Origin of the sequence: Eggerthella lenta DSM 2243, assembly GCF_000024265.1 — a bacterium.
GTDB classification, from domain to species: Bacteria; Actinomycetota; Coriobacteriia; order Coriobacteriales; family Eggerthellaceae; genus Eggerthella; species Eggerthella lenta.
This window is the reverse complement of record NC_013204.1, coordinates 2,622,459-2,637,792: the sequence shown is the minus strand read 5'-3', so window position 1 is coordinate 2,637,792 and position 15,334 is coordinate 2,622,459. Positions and strand designations below refer to the sequence as shown.

Here is a 15,334-nt window from a genome sequence, read left to right as displayed (position 1 = left end):
AGGCAATAGAGGGCAAGACCAAGATTTCTCTCGGTCTTGCCCTGTTCATATATCTCCATCCAACTCGCTCTTCTCATGGTTGTGTCTTAATCGACGCTCGTATTCGCAGTTTAATATTCGCGGGTTCACAGCGTCAGGCTGGCAGGATGCGGGTTATAGGCAAGAAAGTGTGTCCAGAGCCTAATCGTAATCCATGCGATAAGGGCCGCTTGCATGCAGGTCATTCCATTGCACAGCAGTGCCCCAGCGCCCCACCGCTTCATCTTTTTCGCTAGCTTCGGCAGCTGCTCGATAAAACTCAGCAATCAGGACGTCCGTCGGCATTTCCTTCAGGATCTCTTTCGGGCTTGCACGGGCTTCAAGGTCCATATAGCACCACCAGAACGCCGCCTTGACGCGCCTCGTCAGCCTCAATCCCCGATGCTCTCGCAGCATGTGGCGGATCTGGGCGTTCACGCCGCCTTCGATCCTGTTCGTAGTCGCCGGAACAGGTCCTCCCTCGAGCAAGCCTTCGTCGAGATAGGTGAATAGGGTACCGGCCCTACAAAGCTTCAGAAGCCCGCCGCGCGCAGTGCGCAGCCTCTCGTGCTTGTAGCGGATCCGCCCGTCAACCACCTCTTTTTCCTTTAGGAATCCTTCCCATGCCGTGCACCAATTAGAGAAGCCCGCAAGCCACTCCGCAGCTTCGTTGAGGCTACCTATGCGCATGAGCTTCTTGGCGATGCCATAGAGCTCAACGCCCGCCTGGAGCCGCGGCCTGGTCGTGGTCTGGCGCTTCACCTGACAGAACGCATGGAAGACGCAGCGCTGCACGCGTGTGTTCGGCCACACGGCGCGTCTCGCCTTCTCGAACCCCTTTCCGCCATCGGTAATCACGACGTCGGGAGGGGCTATGCGCGCCATGAGCGCCGCCCACGCCTGCGCGTTCTCGCTTCTCGCTAGATGCCAGCCGATCACGTGCTTCTCGGTGCAGGCGATCATAATCACGACGTCGCGCCCCAGCCAAAGGCCATCCACCTCCACCACGTGGTGGACCTCGTCACAGACAGGAGCCACGGGCCACAGGTCCCAGAACTTATTCGTGAGATGCCGGAAGGTGCGTCCGGGCATGCCGAACTCGCCTTGGGTCTTTTTCGAGAGCAGCCACCTCAGGAACAGCTCTAGCAGTTTAGGCTCGTTGTCGTAACGTTGCGTGGTGGATGCGCCGCATGCCTTGCAGCGCCAACGAGTCGCCCCCGACGAGGTCTTCCCGTTGCGTTTCGTGTCGCCCCCGCACGCAGGGCACAGTATCTTCTTCATCCCGTGATTGAACCACGGAATTTAAGAGGGCGGTTTACGGCCTCTGACCTGCGGTGTCAAGTCGAAAGCGGACACACATTCTTGCCAGGCACTTAAACCTGCCTCCGAAATTTAAACGATGGTTTATCGAGGGTTTGACCTGCCCTTACACCCCTAAAACGGACACACTTTCTTGCCTATAACCCCAGGATGCCGAGGTCGGCAACAGTGCGTCATTGCCCGGTATGTTCGCTGCGCTGGCTTCGCATTTCGTTGCTACGGCTGGATGCGCGCACCTTCAAAGAAGAGTCTCCGTGCGGGCGTACCGGATAAACCGGCGTCCAAAAAAAGCAGCTGGGATCGCATCCAACGACCAGTCGACATGAAGGGCTTGCTGGATAAAAGATCGAACGTTAACGAGTTTCTATACGAGAGCCCCTTCCGACATGCAGCCCACAACCCATACCCAGCAGGAGAGCTCTCTTGCGGTGGCCGCGTTGGCCGCCGCCGGGCGAAGATTGCGCCTTGCAAAGTGAGCCCGCCTCTCTGCAAGGCGCTTCACGCCCCCGGGCGGCATGGTTTTCGATTGCAAGGGGCACCTCTTCTCCCCGCTGATCCCTCTTGCGCTTGGTCGTAGCCCTCGTGTAGTGCCACGACGACTCTACGAGCTGCTTTCGAAGATGGGTGTTGCCGGCTTTGATAATGCCGCCGCGGCTCACCCTCTCTCCGCTGGAATGCTCGGAAGGAGTGAGCCCGAGCCAGGACGAGAATGCGCGGGCGCTCTCGAAGCGAGAGAACACCCCCGCTTCCGCCACAAGGGAAAACGCCGTCATGGTCTCTATGCCTTTGAGACGGCGAAGGGCTTCCACCCGCCCACGCCAACGATCGGCACGGGCGTAGTCGGCGATTTCTTTTTCGATGGCCTTCTTCTGGGCCTCGATATGGCGCACTTCGGAAACGTAGAAGTCAAGGGCGTCGCGCGCCGCCGCTTCGGAAAGCTCGATGCTTCGTATCCACTCCCAATGCGCCCTCGTCCACTTGCCCTTGCGCTTGCCGTCCGGCCCGATCTCGTCGAAGGCGTAGCCATGCCGTATGAGCAAGTGGGTTAGGCGATGCTTCGCGCGCGTGAGGTCTTCGCGGACGTCTTCCAAGACGCGGGAGAGGTCGCGTGCCGCCTCGCACTCCTCATCGGGTATCCAGACCTCTTTGATGTTGCGGGCGGCAAGCTGACGCGCCAAGAACTCGGCATCGTTGCGATCGTTCTTCTTGCGCTTGTCGGCTGCAGGCTTGTGCATCTTGGACACGGCGCCGACGATGCAGTCGACCCCAAGACCTCGCAAGGCGCGGACAAGGTGGAATCCGGTCACGCCGGATTCGTAAACCGCTTTAGGGGAATCGAAGGCTAGCGTCCATGCAGCGACTTCGGCCGGAGCATAGCCGAATCTCTTCGAACGCACTTCTCCTGTTGCAGGATCGAATGCGACAGCTGTTATCGAACGTGCGTGTACGTCGAGGCCGATTGAGGTAACATAGGACATGGTGAGCCCCTCTCATGTCTGTGGCAACCTGGTCGATTGCCGGCTTGCTAGATACGAACCATTATCGGCCCCGACCCACGCAAAACAAAGACGACACGAAGCAGGGGCTCACAATGTTCTGCTCATATCGTCTCCCGTGAGGGTTCAATCGGAACATAAACGGCTCCGGGCAGAAAACCCTCACTTCGCATCGCGCGGTCAGCACGCCTTCGGCGCTTCGCTTGAGCTCTTCTGACCAGCGTTGTCTTTGGCTCCCGTCGATACCCAAACATACAGGTTTTGTTCTCGGCTCGTGTTATTCTTAGGGTCGATCATTCATCCGATCGGGTTTTTCGGGTCTCCAGAAGTTGCCCTGATGCCTGCGATCAAAGGATTGACTATGAAACGAGTTTCGGTACCCTTTCTAATCGGCGCGATGCTCTTCACGGTGATCGGCTTGTATGGTTGCGCTTCGGATGGCGAGCGGGTTGCGCCCGTCGACGCCTCTATCGGCATCATCGAAACGCGAGGGACGGATGAAACGAGCAGGATCGTCTTCTACGATGGGGAGTTGAACGAGGTGGCGCAGCTTCCGCTGCGCTATGCGAACTTGGGTGACGTTTTTCACAATCCCCTGGTTTACCAGGGCAGTCTTTTTGTTATTCCCCAAGGAAGGTCTAAGGTTAGAGACGGCGAGGCCGTCCTTCAGGTCGATGTAGCTTCCCTTGCATCCAAAACACACGCTATCGGTCGATCGGGCATGAATGATGTGGCCGTGAACGATGAGTACGTCTTCACCTGCGATTCGTCTTATATAAACCGCTGCCGAATCGACAACGGGGACGTGTCGAAGATAGCTATCGAGGGGGTTTGTGTATCGAAAATCGTTTGGTGCGAAGACAGTCTGTATGCTTTCGCATTGTCTCTCGATGACGACTCTTCGATGATTTATTGCTACGACGAAGACTTGGCCCTCAAAGAATCAATCGATTGCAGCACCTATGATTCGAACGCCTATAGGGTTGCGGACGCCTACCGGGCGGTTGTGCATGAAGGCAAAATCTATTTCTGCAGCGTTGGCCTTGTGGAAAGACAGATTGGCGTACTCGACACCGAAGGCAACACGTTGAGCTTCATTCCATTGAGCAAGGGCGGTCCTTCAAGCGTGGCTATCGCGGACGGCAAGCTTTACATTGCCCACTACAATGTCGTTCAAGGTCAAGACGATAGCGCGCTGAGCATCGTGGATCTAGAGACGGGGGCTATCGAAGAGCATGCTTTCGAGCACGAAGCGATGCAAATGGTTGTGACTGAAGGGTCGATATACGTGCTCGGAGATTGGGCGATATACCAATACAATGCCGAAAGCGTAGAGCTCATCGGAAGCAAGCCGATTGATAAAATGCCCGGTAGTTATAGCTATCTTTCGGGGCTGTTCTCTGCGAAGTAGGGCCTCGATACTCAAGATTTCTGCATAGGGTCGGTGGTCTCCGACCGAATAGCGGTTTCAAAACGGGGTTCAAAATGGATTCAATTGGTTGATGACCGCGTCTCGTCCGGTTGGCTGTGCTCTACGGCAAAGGCTTCTCGCCATGGCGAAGGCGGGGCGGGGCATATCAGTGGAGAAGGCGTGGAAAGGGGATTATCGCTGCATTTTCTTTTACCTTCTGTAACATTGTGCTATCATAACCGTCGCTGCGAAAGCAGTTATTTGGTTGCTAAAGGGGATGGGGAACATCCCTTTTTTGCATAGGCATGTGACCCTGGCTGCGTCAGGGGGAGCGAGGTCGCAGAAGCGCTTCGCACGAGCAATTTGGAGGAACGTATGAAAATCCTGGGAATGGGAATGCCTGAGCTTCTCATCATTCTCGCGGTAATCCTGCTCATCTTCGGGCCGAAGAACCTCCCGAAGCTCGGCGGCGCCATCGGCAAGACCGTCAAGAACCTGCGCGAAGGCATGGGCGGCGGCGATAAGAACATCGTCGAGGCCGATGACGAGGAAGAAGTGATCGAAGAGGTCGAGGAGCCCGTCAAGAAGACGACCGCGGCCAAGAAGACCACCACCGCGGCTAAGAAGAAAGCCGAGTAGTTTTACATTCGTCTGGTTCGCGGTATGTGCAGTCGCTCGGCGCTCTGCACATACCGCTTTTTTCATATCAGGTACCGGTAGCACGCTTGCGGACGAGCGTGCATGTTTTTGTAAATGGACAGGTGAGCATTCATGGCAGACGGCAATTTCATTCTCACGCAAGAAGGCAAGGACAAGCTCGAGGAAGAACTCCACTTCCTGGAAACCGAGAAACGCGCCGAGATCGGCGAGCGCATCAAGGTGGCGCGCGAGTTCGGCGACATCTCGGAGAACTCCGAGTACGACGACGCCAAGAACGAGCAGGGCATGATGGAGGCGCGTATTGCCGAGATCAGCCGCATCCTTTCCGAGGCGACGGTGGTCAACACCCCGAAGCGCTCGAACAGCGTGCACATCGGCTCGACGGTGACGGTCGACATGGGTGGGCGCGAGCGCGTGTTCACTATCGTGGGCGGCGCCGAGAGCGATGCCGCCGCCGGCAAGATCTCCAACGAGTCCCCGGTGGGTTCGGTGCTGCTGGGCCACAAGAAGGGCGACGTGGTGGAGACCACGGGTCCCACCGGCCGCAAGATCACCATGACCATTCTCAAGCTGGAACACTAGTGAGTTGCGCCGTTCTGCGAACGGCGCAACTTGCCGACGCTGCGAGACGCCCTTGCACCCGATCTCGCGGCGAGGCCGAGGGACTCGCGTACCGAAGTACGCTTCGCCCTCGCCCTCCCCACGATCTCGGGCACCAGGGCGCCTCTCGCTGACTTACTACGCCAACCCGTGATTTCGAGGACAATCAATGAGCGATACCATCGACACCACCGAGCAGATCATCGAAGACGACCCCATCGCCGTGCGCCGCGCTAAGCGCGAGGCGCTGATGGCAGCGGGCAAGGACCCGTACGGCCATGCGTTCGCGTACTCGCACCACCTGGCCGACCTGGCCGAACAGTACGCCGACCTCGAGGACGGCGCGTCCACCGAGGACGAGGTGAAGGTCGCCGGCCGCGTCATGGCGAAGCGCGATCAGGGCAAGCTGGCTTTCCTCGAGCTGCGCGACTCCACGGGCGACATGCAGCTGTTCTGCCGCATCAACGCGCTGGGCGAGGACGCGTTCGCCGAGCTCAAGGACCTGGACGTGGGCGACTGGATCGGCGTCGAGGGCACGATGATGCGCACGAAGCGCGGGCAGCTGTCCGTGTCCGTGGCATCGTTCGAGCTGCTCAGCAAGTCGCTGCGCCCCCTGCCGGAGAAGTTCCACGGCTTGGCCGACAAGGAGACGCGCTATCGCCAGCGCTATGTCGACCTCGTCATGAACCGCGAGGTGCGCGACACGTTCGAGAAGCGCTTCAAGGTGGTTTCCGCCATCCGCCGCTACATGGAGGATCACGGCTACTACGAGGTGGAGACGCCCATCCTGCACCCCATCCTCGGCGGCGCGAACGCGCGTCCCTTCGTCACGCACCACAACGCGCTGGACAAGGACTTCTACCTGCGCATCGCCACCGAGCTGCATCTCAAGCGCTTGCTGGTGGGCGGCTTCGAGAAGGTCTTCGAGATCGGGCGCCAGTTCCGCAACGAGGGCATGGATCCGTATCATAACCCCGAGTTCACCACCATGGAGTTCTACCAGGCGTTCAGCGACCTCGAAGGCATGATGGAGCTCACGCAGGGCGTCATCCAGGCGGCGGCGCTTGCCTCGTGCGGCACGCTGCAGGTGGAGTATCAGGGCCATCAGGTGGATCTCAGCGGATCGTGGCGCCGCGCCACCATGATCGAGCTGGCCAGCGAAGGAGCCGGCGAGGATGTCAGCTTCCAGCGCACGCGCGACGAGCTGGTGGATATCCTCGAGCGCAACGGCGGCCACGCCGAAGCCGCATGGGGTAAGGGCAAGCTCATCGCCGAGATCTTCGAGGCGGTGGCCGAGGAGAAGCTCATCCAGCCCACCTTCGTCACCGAGCATCCCATCGAGGTGTCGCCGCTTGCCAAGAAGCTGGCGGGCGATCCGAACCTGACCGAGCGCTTCGAGCTGTTCATCTGCGGCCACGAGTACGCCAACGCCTTCGGCGAGCTGAACGATCCGGTCGACCAGGCCGAGCGCTTCCGCGCGCAGGTGGAGGCGAAGGACCTCGGCGACGACGAGGCCATGGGCTACGACGACGACTACGTGCGCGCCCTCGAGTACGGCATGCCCCCGGCGGGCGGCTGCGGCATCGGCATCGACCGTCTGGTCATGCTGCTCACCGACGCCCCGTCCATCCGCGACGTGCTGCTGTTCCCCCACATGAGGGACGAGGCTCCGGCCGGCGGGCGTCCGCGCGCTGCCGCGCCTGCCGCTGCGGCTCCCGCAGTTGCCGAGGCGCCCATCGACTTCTCGAAGGTGGTCGTCGAGCCCCTGTTCCAGGACGAGGTCGACTTCGACACGTTCAGCAAGTCCGATTTTCGTGCCGTGAAGGTGAAGGAGTGCGTTGCCGTTCCCAAGAGCAAGAAGCTGCTGCAGTTCACGCTCGACGACGGCACGGGCTCCGATCGCGTCATCCTGTCCGGCATCCACGCCTATTACGAGCCGGAAGAGCTGGTGGGCCGCACGCTCATCGCCATCACGAACCTGCCGCCGCGCAAGATGATGGGCGTGGAATCGTGCGGCATGCTGCTGTCGGCCATCCATGAGGAGGAGGGCGAAGAGCGCCTGAACCTCCTGATGGTTGACGACCACATCCCCGCCGGCGCCAAGCTGTACTAAAGCGCCGCCGCATAATCGCTTCCGAAAGGCCGCTTGCGCATATGCCGCGCAAGCGGCCTTTCCGCGGTTCGGAGGCCTGCGCTGCGCCGCACGTCGTCGCGCTTGCACGCGTCTCCGAGCTTTCAATCGCCCACGCACGTTTCGGGTCTTTGTCAGAAGCGAGCACGTTTGGAGGCATAGTGGGGCAGGGGCTCATGCGGGCGGCGGACATGGTAGGATGGATAGCGGGCCGTCCGTCGGCGCTTGTGGAGCAGCCGTGTGCGGTCATATGCGGTATTGGCACTCTCAATACAAGAGTGCTAAGATGGCACGGAACCATACGATAGACTCTGCGAGAATAGAGGCTAGCATGTCATTCGAGAAATTCACCGACAAAGCGCGCAAGGTGCTCGTCCTGGCTCAGGACGAGGCTCGCTCGCTTCATCAGCCCTACGTGGGCACCGAGCACATCCTGCTCGGCCTCATACAGGAGAAGGACGGTCTGGCCGCCCAGGCCCTCGATCGTCTCAACGTGAAGTACGATGCCGTCGTGCAGGCCATCCGCCAGGTGGTGGCCATCGACGAGGACACCGACGTGTCGGGGCATCTGTCCTTCACGCCCCGCGTCAAGCGCGTGCTGGAGAACAGCCTGCGCGAGGCCATGCAGATGGGGCAATCGTACATCTCCACCGAGCATCTGCTGCTGGGCATCGTCCGCGAGGGCGACGGCACCGCGCTCGAAGTGCTCACGCGTCTCGGCGTGTCGGGCGACGACGTGCGCAGCGCGCTGAACGACCTGGTGGGGCAGAGCCCCGTCTACGCCGGGCGCAACCCGTTCGATCCGAACGGCAACACGTCCGACAGCGTGCTGAAGGAGTTCGGCACCGACCTCACGCAGAAGGCGCGCGACGGCAAGCTGGACCCGGTTATCGGCCGCGCCGGCGAGATCGAGCGCGTCATGCAGGTGCTCAGCCGACGCCAGAAGAACAACCCGCTGCTCATCGGCGAGCCGGGCGTGGGCAAGACCGCCGTGGCCGAGGGCCTGGCGCAGCTCATCGTGTCGAACCAGGTGCCCGACATCCTGCGCGGCAAGCGCCTGTTCACGCTCGACGTGAGCGCGCTCGTGGCCGGGTCGAAGTACCGCGGCGAGTTCGAGGAGCGCCTGAAGAAGTGCATCAAGGAGGTGATGGACGCGGGCGATATCATCCTGTTCATCGACGAGATGCACACGCTCATCGGCGCGGGTTCGGCCGAGGGTTCCATTGACGCCGCCGCCATCTTGAAGCCTCCGCTGTCCCGCGGCGAGATCCAGGTGATCGGCGCCACCACCATCGACGAGTACCGCAAGCATCTCGAGAAAGATTCCGCGCTCGAGCGGCGCTTCCAGCCCATCACCGTGGGCGAGCCGAACGAGGAGCAGGCCATGCGCATCATGGAGGGTCTGCGCGACCGCTACGAGGCGCATCATCAGGTGCACTTCACCGACGAGGCGCTGCAGGCGGCCGTGAACCTATCGAACCGCTACATCCAGGATCGCTTTCTGCCCGACAAGGCCATCGACGTGCTGGACGAGGCGGGAGCGCGCATGCGCATCCGCAACATGACGCTGCCGAAGGAGCTGCGCGAGCTCGACGACGAGCTGCGCACTATTCGCGGCGAAAAGGATTCGGCCATCGCTTCCCAAGATTTCGAGCGCGCCGCTCAGCTGCGCGACCAGGAGTCCGAGCTCAAGGCCAAGCGCATCGAAGCCGAGAAGAAGTGGGAAGAGGACGCCCAGAAGTCCGTGCATCAGGTGACGGTGGAGGACATCGCCGACGTGGTGTCCATGACCACGGGCGTGCCCGTTTCGAACCTCACCGAGGCCGAGACCGAGAAGCTGCTGCGCATGGAAGCCGTGCTGCACGAGCGCGTCGTCGGTCAGGAAGAGGCCGTCACGGCGCTGTCGAAGGCCATCCGCCGCTCGCGCAGCGGCCTGAAAGACCCGAAGCGTCCCGCCGGCTCGTTCATCTTCCTGGGCCCCTCGGGCGTGGGCAAGACCGAGCTTTCGAAGGCGCTTGCCGAGTTCCTGTTCAACTCCGAGGACGCGCTTCTGTCCTTCGACATGTCTGAGTACATGGAGAAGCACAGCGTGAGCCGTCTCGTGGGCTCGCCTCCGGGCTACGTGGGCTTCGACGAGGGCGGCCAGCTGACGAAGGCCGTGCGCCAGCGCCCCTACTCGGTGGTGCTGTTCGATGAGATCGAGAAGGCGCACCCCGACGTGTTCAACATCCTGCTCCAGATCTTGGAGGAGGGCCGCTTGACCGACGCGCAGGGCCGCACCGTGGACTTCCGCAACGCCGTCATCATCATGACGTCGAACGTGGGTGCCCGCGAGATCGCGCAGCCCACCACGCTGGGCTTCTCCACCGAGGAGCACGCGGGGCTGTCCGACAAGGAGATCAAGAGCCGCGTCATGGCCGAGATGAAGAAGCTGTTCAGGCCCGAGTTCCTGAACCGCATCGACGAGATCATCGTGTTCAAGTCCCTGAACGACGAGCAGATCTCCGAGATCGTCAAGCTCATGGTGGCCGATTTGCGCGAGCGCATGATCGAGCAGAACATGTCCATCAACCTCACCGAGGCGGCGTGCAAGCTCATCGCCAAGGAAGGCACCGACGCCACGTTCGGCGCGCGTCCGCTGCGCCGCGCCATCCAGCGCTTGCTGGAGGATCCGCTGTCCGAGCAGATCCTCGAAGGCACGTGGACGAGCGGCTCGGTCATCGACGTGGACGCGGTGGACGGCGAGCTGGTGTTCACCGCCGGATCGGGCTCCATCCCGGCGCCCCGCAAGCGCGACAGCATCGCGCGGGAAGCGGAGCTGTTGCTGACGAACTACGATCTGGGCCATGCCGGCGTCAGTTCCGGCGGCTCGTTCTCGGGCGGCGCGGCCGACTAAGCTTCGCCTCTTAAGCGCCCCTGCTCCTCGGCTTGAAATTCGAAGCCCGAGGAGCAGGGGTTTCTTGTGTTCTGCGCTTGCATTTGTCGTATACTAGGCACGTCGCAAGCCGACCGCGGAGCGGCCGCTTTCACGTGCAAGGCGGCCGAGGTGCACTGCGGGAAGTGCAGCGGATCAACTCGATTCCAGGAGGTTCCATGTTCGGAGACAACCTCGATCGCATCGTGAAAAGCATCGAGAAGAACTACGAGGCCGACGAGATATTCTTCACGAAGCCCGGCCGGCGGTTTCCCAGCCGCCTGGCCGTGAAAAGCGTGATCAAGGACTTGCGTCGGGTGCTGTTCCCGGGCTATTTCGGCGACGAGATGCTGACGCCGTTCACCAGTCCGGAGTACTTCATCGGCGAGACGCTCATACAGATCGAACGCGTGCTGCGCGAGCAGATCGTGCTCGCCATGACGTACACCTCGGACGATCGCGATGCTGCGGAGGTCGACCCGGCGCGCTACCTGTGCGGCGGCACCACGCCCGAGCATATCTGCGAGCGCGCCTCGGAAGTGTGCACGGTGTTCTTCGACGAGCTTCCCAGCATACAGCGGGTGCTGCTCACCGACGTGCAGGCGCTGTATGACGGCGATCCGGCGGCCGGGTCGAAGGAGGAGGTCATCTTCTCGTATCCGGGTCTGTACGCGATCTACGTGTACCGCATCGCGCACGTGCTGTACGAGCAGAACGTGCCCATCATCCCGCGCATCATGACCGAGCTGGCGCACAGCGGCACGGGCATCGACATCGGCGCCGGCGCCCAGATCGGCGAGTACTTCTTCATCGACCACGGCACGGGCGTGGTCATCGGCGAGACCACCGTCATCGGCGACCATGTGAAGCTGTACCAGGGCGTCACGCTGGGCGCGCTGTCCACGCGCGGCGGGCAGCGGCTTGCCGGGGTGAAGCGCCATCCCACGATCGAGGACAACGTGACGATCTATTCCAACGCTTCGGTTCTGGGCGGGGAAACCGTGGTGGGCGCCGGTTCGGTCGTCGCAGGATCCACGTTCGTCACCTCTTCGGTTCCCCCCAATTCCCGCGTGTCGCTGAAGGCGCAGGAGATCACCGTGCGCCAGCCGGGCGAGCGTGACTAGGCTCTTCGATCGGCAAGCGAGGGAAATGGAGCGGTGGCAAGAACGATGCAAGGCGGAGAGGAAAACCTTATGACGCAGACAATCGACCCGGTGTTCTCGTCCGCGGTGCTCAGCGCCCCTGAGCTCGCGCTGAACGACCTCGACTTCGACGCGCTGTCGCAGGCGATGGGAGGGCTCAAGGGCGAGGTCGACAAGAACCCGCAGACGGCCGCCATCATCCTGGCGGGCGGCACGGGGGAGCGGTTCGGCAAGGAAGGCGGCAAGCAGCTCGTGGAGATCGCGGGCAAGCCCATCCTCACCTGGTCGGCCGAGGCGTTCGACGCCGTGGGCGACATCGGGCTCATCGTCATCGTGTGCCCCGAGGACCGCTGCAGCGAGTATCTCAAGCGCGCCATCGACCCGTTCCCGTTCGTCACGCCCATCGTGGTGGCGCCTTCGGGCCCCAGCCGTCAGGAATCGGCGTTCTCGGGGCTGGAGTTCGTGCCGGACGACTACGAGTACGTCATCCTGCACGACGGCGCCCGCCCGCTCATCAGCCCCGACCTCATCGCGCATACCATCGCCACGTTGAAGGGCAACATCGACTGCGACGGCGCCGTGGTGGCGCATCCGGCCGTCGACACCCTGAAAGTGGTGGAGAACGGCGTGATCGTGGGCACGCCCGACCGCCGCGTGTTCTGGAACGCGCAGACGCCCCAGGTGTTCCGCGCCGGCATCTACCGCCGCGCGCACGCCTCGGCGCTGTCGGACGGCTTCATGGGCACCGACGATTCGTCGCTCATCGAGAGGTTGGGCGGGCGCGTGCTGGTAGTGGAAGGGAAGCGCGACAACATCAAGCTGACCGTCCCCGAAGACTACCTCATGCTGGCCGCTGCGGTGCGTACCATGTACATGAAAGGGGCGGAAGAATGATCATCCGCGGAGGCCTTGGCGACAGTGCCCAGTCGCTCAGACAGTCCTGCTCGCGCGAAACGCCCGCTGGGCGTTTCGGCTCGTGCGGAACTCGCTTGGTGGGCACCGTCGCCAAGGCCGCGCATGTCGTTATCGGAGGAACCGAATGATGCAACCTGTTGTTTTCGATCCTGCCGGGTTGCGCGTGGGGCAGGGATACGATGTGCATGCGTTCGCCGAGGGGCGCAAGCTTATCCTGGGCGGGGTGGACGTTCCTCATGTGCGCGGCCTCTTGGGGCATTCCGATGCCGACGTGTTGGCGCATGCTATCTCCGATGCGCTGCTGGGAGGCATTCGCGGCGGGGATATCGGCAAGCTGTTCCCCGACACCGACCCAGCCTTCAAGGACGCCGACTCGCTGAAGCTGCTGGCCGCCGTGGCCGACAAGGTGCGCGCGGAGGGCTACGTCATCCTCGACGTCGACTCCGTCATCGCCGCGCAGGCGCCGAAGCTGTCGCCGTACCGCGAGGCCATGCGCGAGAACCTGGCCGCCGCCATGGGCATCGCGGTGGAGAATGTGGGCGTGAAGGCCACCACCACTGAGCACCTGGGATTCGAAGGCCGCGAGGAGGGCATCTCCGCGACCGCCGTCTGCCTGCTGTGCCGCCGTCCTGACGAGCAACGGGACTAGCCGACGCTGCGGGCTTCCGTAGCGCCTCGGCTTGGCGCTCCAAGCCCTCCTCACGTGCATGAGCACGCTTCGTCGGTCTTTCACGCCAATCCGAAGCACTGCGAAAGCCCTCGCTGACTTTGGTGGACAGGCGGGCTCCGTAACCTTCCTGTGCTACAATCTACGGTCGAAACGCACCGTCGCGGGAGCGCGGCGCCAGGGCTATGCAGGATGCGAGGACGCCATGATCAGACTCTACAATACGAAGACCCGCACGAAGGTCGACTTCGAGACGCTCGAGCGCGGCAAGGTGGGCATGTACGTGTGCGGACCTACCGTGTACAACTACATTCACATCGGCAACGCCCGCACGTTCATCAGCTTCGACGTGATCCGCCGTTACCTTATGTGGCGCGGCTTCGACGTGACGTTCGTGCAGAACGTCACCGACGTGGACGACAAGATCATCGGCAAGTCGCTTGAGGAAGGCCGCAGCGCTGCCGAGGTGGCCGCCGAGTACACCGAGGCGTTTATCGAGGACATGCGCGCGGCCGGCGTGCTGGATCCCGATATCCGTCCGAAGGCCACCGAGGAGATCCCCGCAATGATAGAGCTCATCCAAGAGCTCATCGACGGAGGCCACGCTTACGATGCCGACGGCGACGTGTACTTCAACGTGCGTTCGTTCCCGGCTTACGGCGAGCTGTCGGGCCGCAACGTAGACGAGATGGAGAGCGGCCACCGCGAGCTGCGCGCCGACGGCAAGGGCGTGGAGGATCGCAAGCGCGACCCGCTGGACTTCGCGCTGTGGAAGGCCGCCAAGCCCGGCGAGCCGGCGTGGGAGTCGCCCTGGGGCATGGGCCGTCCCGGCTGGCACATCGAGTGCTCGGCCATGTCGCGCAAGTACCTGGGGCTTCCCTTCGACATCCACGGCGGCGGCGCCGACCTCGTGTTCCCGCACCACGAGAACGAGCGCGCGCAGAGCGAGGCCGCGTGCGGCTGCACGTTCGCGAACTACTGGATGCACGGCGGCATGCTGCAGATCAACTCCGAGAAGATGAGCAAGTCGCTGGGCAACTTCAAGCTGCTGCGCGACGTGCTGAAGGTCACCGATCCGAAGGTGCTGCGCTTCCTTATGCTGCAGACGCACTACCGCAGCCCGCTCGACTTCTCCGACGAGCGCCTGGCCGAGGCGGGCGCGGCGCTGTGCCGTATCGAGAACGCGGTGAAGAACCTCGATTGGCAGCTGCAGAACGCCCAGGACATCCCCTCGCCGCTGGACACGCGCGAGCTGATGAAGCGTACGAAGGAGGCGAAGCTGGCGTTCATCCTGGCCATGGACGACGACTTCAACACCTGCAAGGCGCTGGGCGAGGTGTTCGACTTCGTGGCCGCGGTGAACGCGCAGACGGCCGACAGGACTATCTCGCTGTCCGACGTGCCGCCCGTGCGCGATGCCCGCGGCGTCATCGTGGAGCTCATGGGCGTGTTCGGCATCGACGTGGAGGCCGCATCCGCCTCGTGCGCCGCAGGAGGGTACCCGCCCGAGGTCGTGGGGTTGGCGGCCGATATCGCGGGCTACGAAGGCGCGGATGCCGCCGAGGCCGTGGACGCCCTGCTGGCGGCCCGTGCCGACGCCCGCGCCGCGAAGGATTGGAGCCGTGCCGACGCCGTCCGCGACGGCCTGTGCGGTTTGGGCTTCGTGATCGAGGACACCCCGCAGGGTGCGCGCGTGACCTACGAGGGGTAAGGCGAGCGTTATCCCGAGTGGAACATTCTCGAAGGGCGGCCGCGTTGGCCGCCCTTCGTCGTCGTGCACGGATTCTCTTCCTTATGTGCGGCAAAATCGAGTTTTTGGCAGGAGCAGCGTCTTTCTCCGAATCGTTTCGAGGTGAAACCCCAGATCGCGTTTTTTCGGCATTTGCAAATCAACAGTGCGAAGCGGGCTCGCACTGCCAAAAGCCCGATTCTGCCGCACATAGCGCCTGCGGAACGTGCAATCGCTCGCCGTCGGGGTTCCCTTGCGCGCTCGTGTCCAGGATGGGAATGCGATAGGGTGCGAAAGACCCGGGAATGTGCCGCAGGGCTCGGAGATGCGG

At 62.4% G+C, this 15,334-nt stretch carries 11 protein-coding genes; 9 read left to right on the top strand and 2 right to left on the bottom strand.

What is annotated here, in order from left to right; translation table 11 throughout:
- Positions 1–180: 180 nt before the first annotated feature.
- Positions 181–1,299, bottom strand: coding sequence for an IS256-like element ISEle1 family transposase (locus ELEN_RS11265; RefSeq protein ID WP_009307321.1), 1,119 nt, complete (start codon positions 1,297–1,299; stop codon positions 181–183).
- 392 nt (positions 1,300–1,691) lie between these two features.
- A complete protein-coding gene (locus tag ELEN_RS11260) occupies positions 1,692–2,816 on the bottom strand; it encodes an IS110 family RNA-guided transposase (protein WP_015761022.1) in 1,125 nt (374 codons plus the stop codon).
- Positions 2,817–3,195: 379 nt separating this feature from the next.
- On the opposite strand from ELEN_RS11260, the gene ELEN_RS11255 reads away from it, so the two are divergent.
- From ELEN_RS11255 to cysS, 9 genes are all read left to right on the top strand, one after another.
- Complete coding sequence (locus ELEN_RS11255) at positions 3,196–4,245, top strand: NHL repeat-containing protein (protein WP_009306423.1); 1,050 nt, start codon at positions 3,196–3,198, stop codon at positions 4,243–4,245.
- Positions 4,246–4,620: 375 nt separating this feature from the next.
- Positions 4,621–4,884: a twin-arginine translocase TatA/TatE family subunit gene (gene tatA / locus ELEN_RS11250; RefSeq protein ID WP_009306422.1), complete on the top strand. Its 264-nt coding sequence runs from the start codon at positions 4,621–4,623 to the stop codon at positions 4,882–4,884.
- A gap of 132 nt (positions 4,885–5,016) precedes the next feature.
- On the top strand, positions 5,017–5,487 hold the full coding sequence (gene greA / locus ELEN_RS11245; protein WP_009306421.1) for a transcription elongation factor GreA: 471 nt from the start codon (positions 5,017–5,019) through the stop codon (positions 5,485–5,487).
- Positions 5,488–5,674: 187 nt separating this feature from the next.
- The gene (gene lysS, locus ELEN_RS11240) at positions 5,675–7,618 is read left to right on the top strand and encodes a lysine--tRNA ligase (protein WP_009306420.1); all 1,944 of its coding nucleotides are present in this window, start codon (positions 5,675–5,677) and stop codon (positions 7,616–7,618) included.
- Between the two features lie 349 nt (positions 7,619–7,967).
- Positions 7,968–10,532, top strand: coding sequence for an ATP-dependent Clp protease ATP-binding subunit (locus ELEN_RS11235; protein WP_009306419.1), 2,565 nt, complete (start codon positions 7,968–7,970; stop codon positions 10,530–10,532).
- A gap of 197 nt (positions 10,533–10,729) precedes the next feature.
- Positions 10,730–11,674 carry a serine O-acetyltransferase gene (locus tag ELEN_RS11230; protein ID WP_009306418.1) on the top strand — a complete coding sequence of 315 codons (945 nt, stop codon included), beginning with the start codon at positions 10,730–10,732 and terminating at the stop codon, positions 11,672–11,674.
- Between the two features lie 69 nt (positions 11,675–11,743).
- Positions 11,744–12,586, top strand: a complete 843-nt coding sequence (gene ispD / locus ELEN_RS11225; RefSeq protein ID WP_009306417.1) for a 2-C-methyl-D-erythritol 4-phosphate cytidylyltransferase — start codon at positions 11,744–11,746, stop codon at positions 12,584–12,586.
- Between the two features lie 145 nt (positions 12,587–12,731).
- Positions 12,732–13,256, top strand: a complete 525-nt coding sequence (gene ispF / locus ELEN_RS11220) for a 2-C-methyl-D-erythritol 2,4-cyclodiphosphate synthase (protein ID WP_009306416.1) — start codon at positions 12,732–12,734, stop codon at positions 13,254–13,256.
- A gap of 223 nt (positions 13,257–13,479) precedes the next feature.
- A complete protein-coding gene (cysS, locus tag ELEN_RS11215) occupies positions 13,480–14,985 on the top strand; it encodes a cysteine--tRNA ligase (RefSeq protein WP_009306414.1) in 1,506 nt (501 codons plus the stop codon).
- Positions 14,986–15,334: the final 349 nt, after the last annotated feature.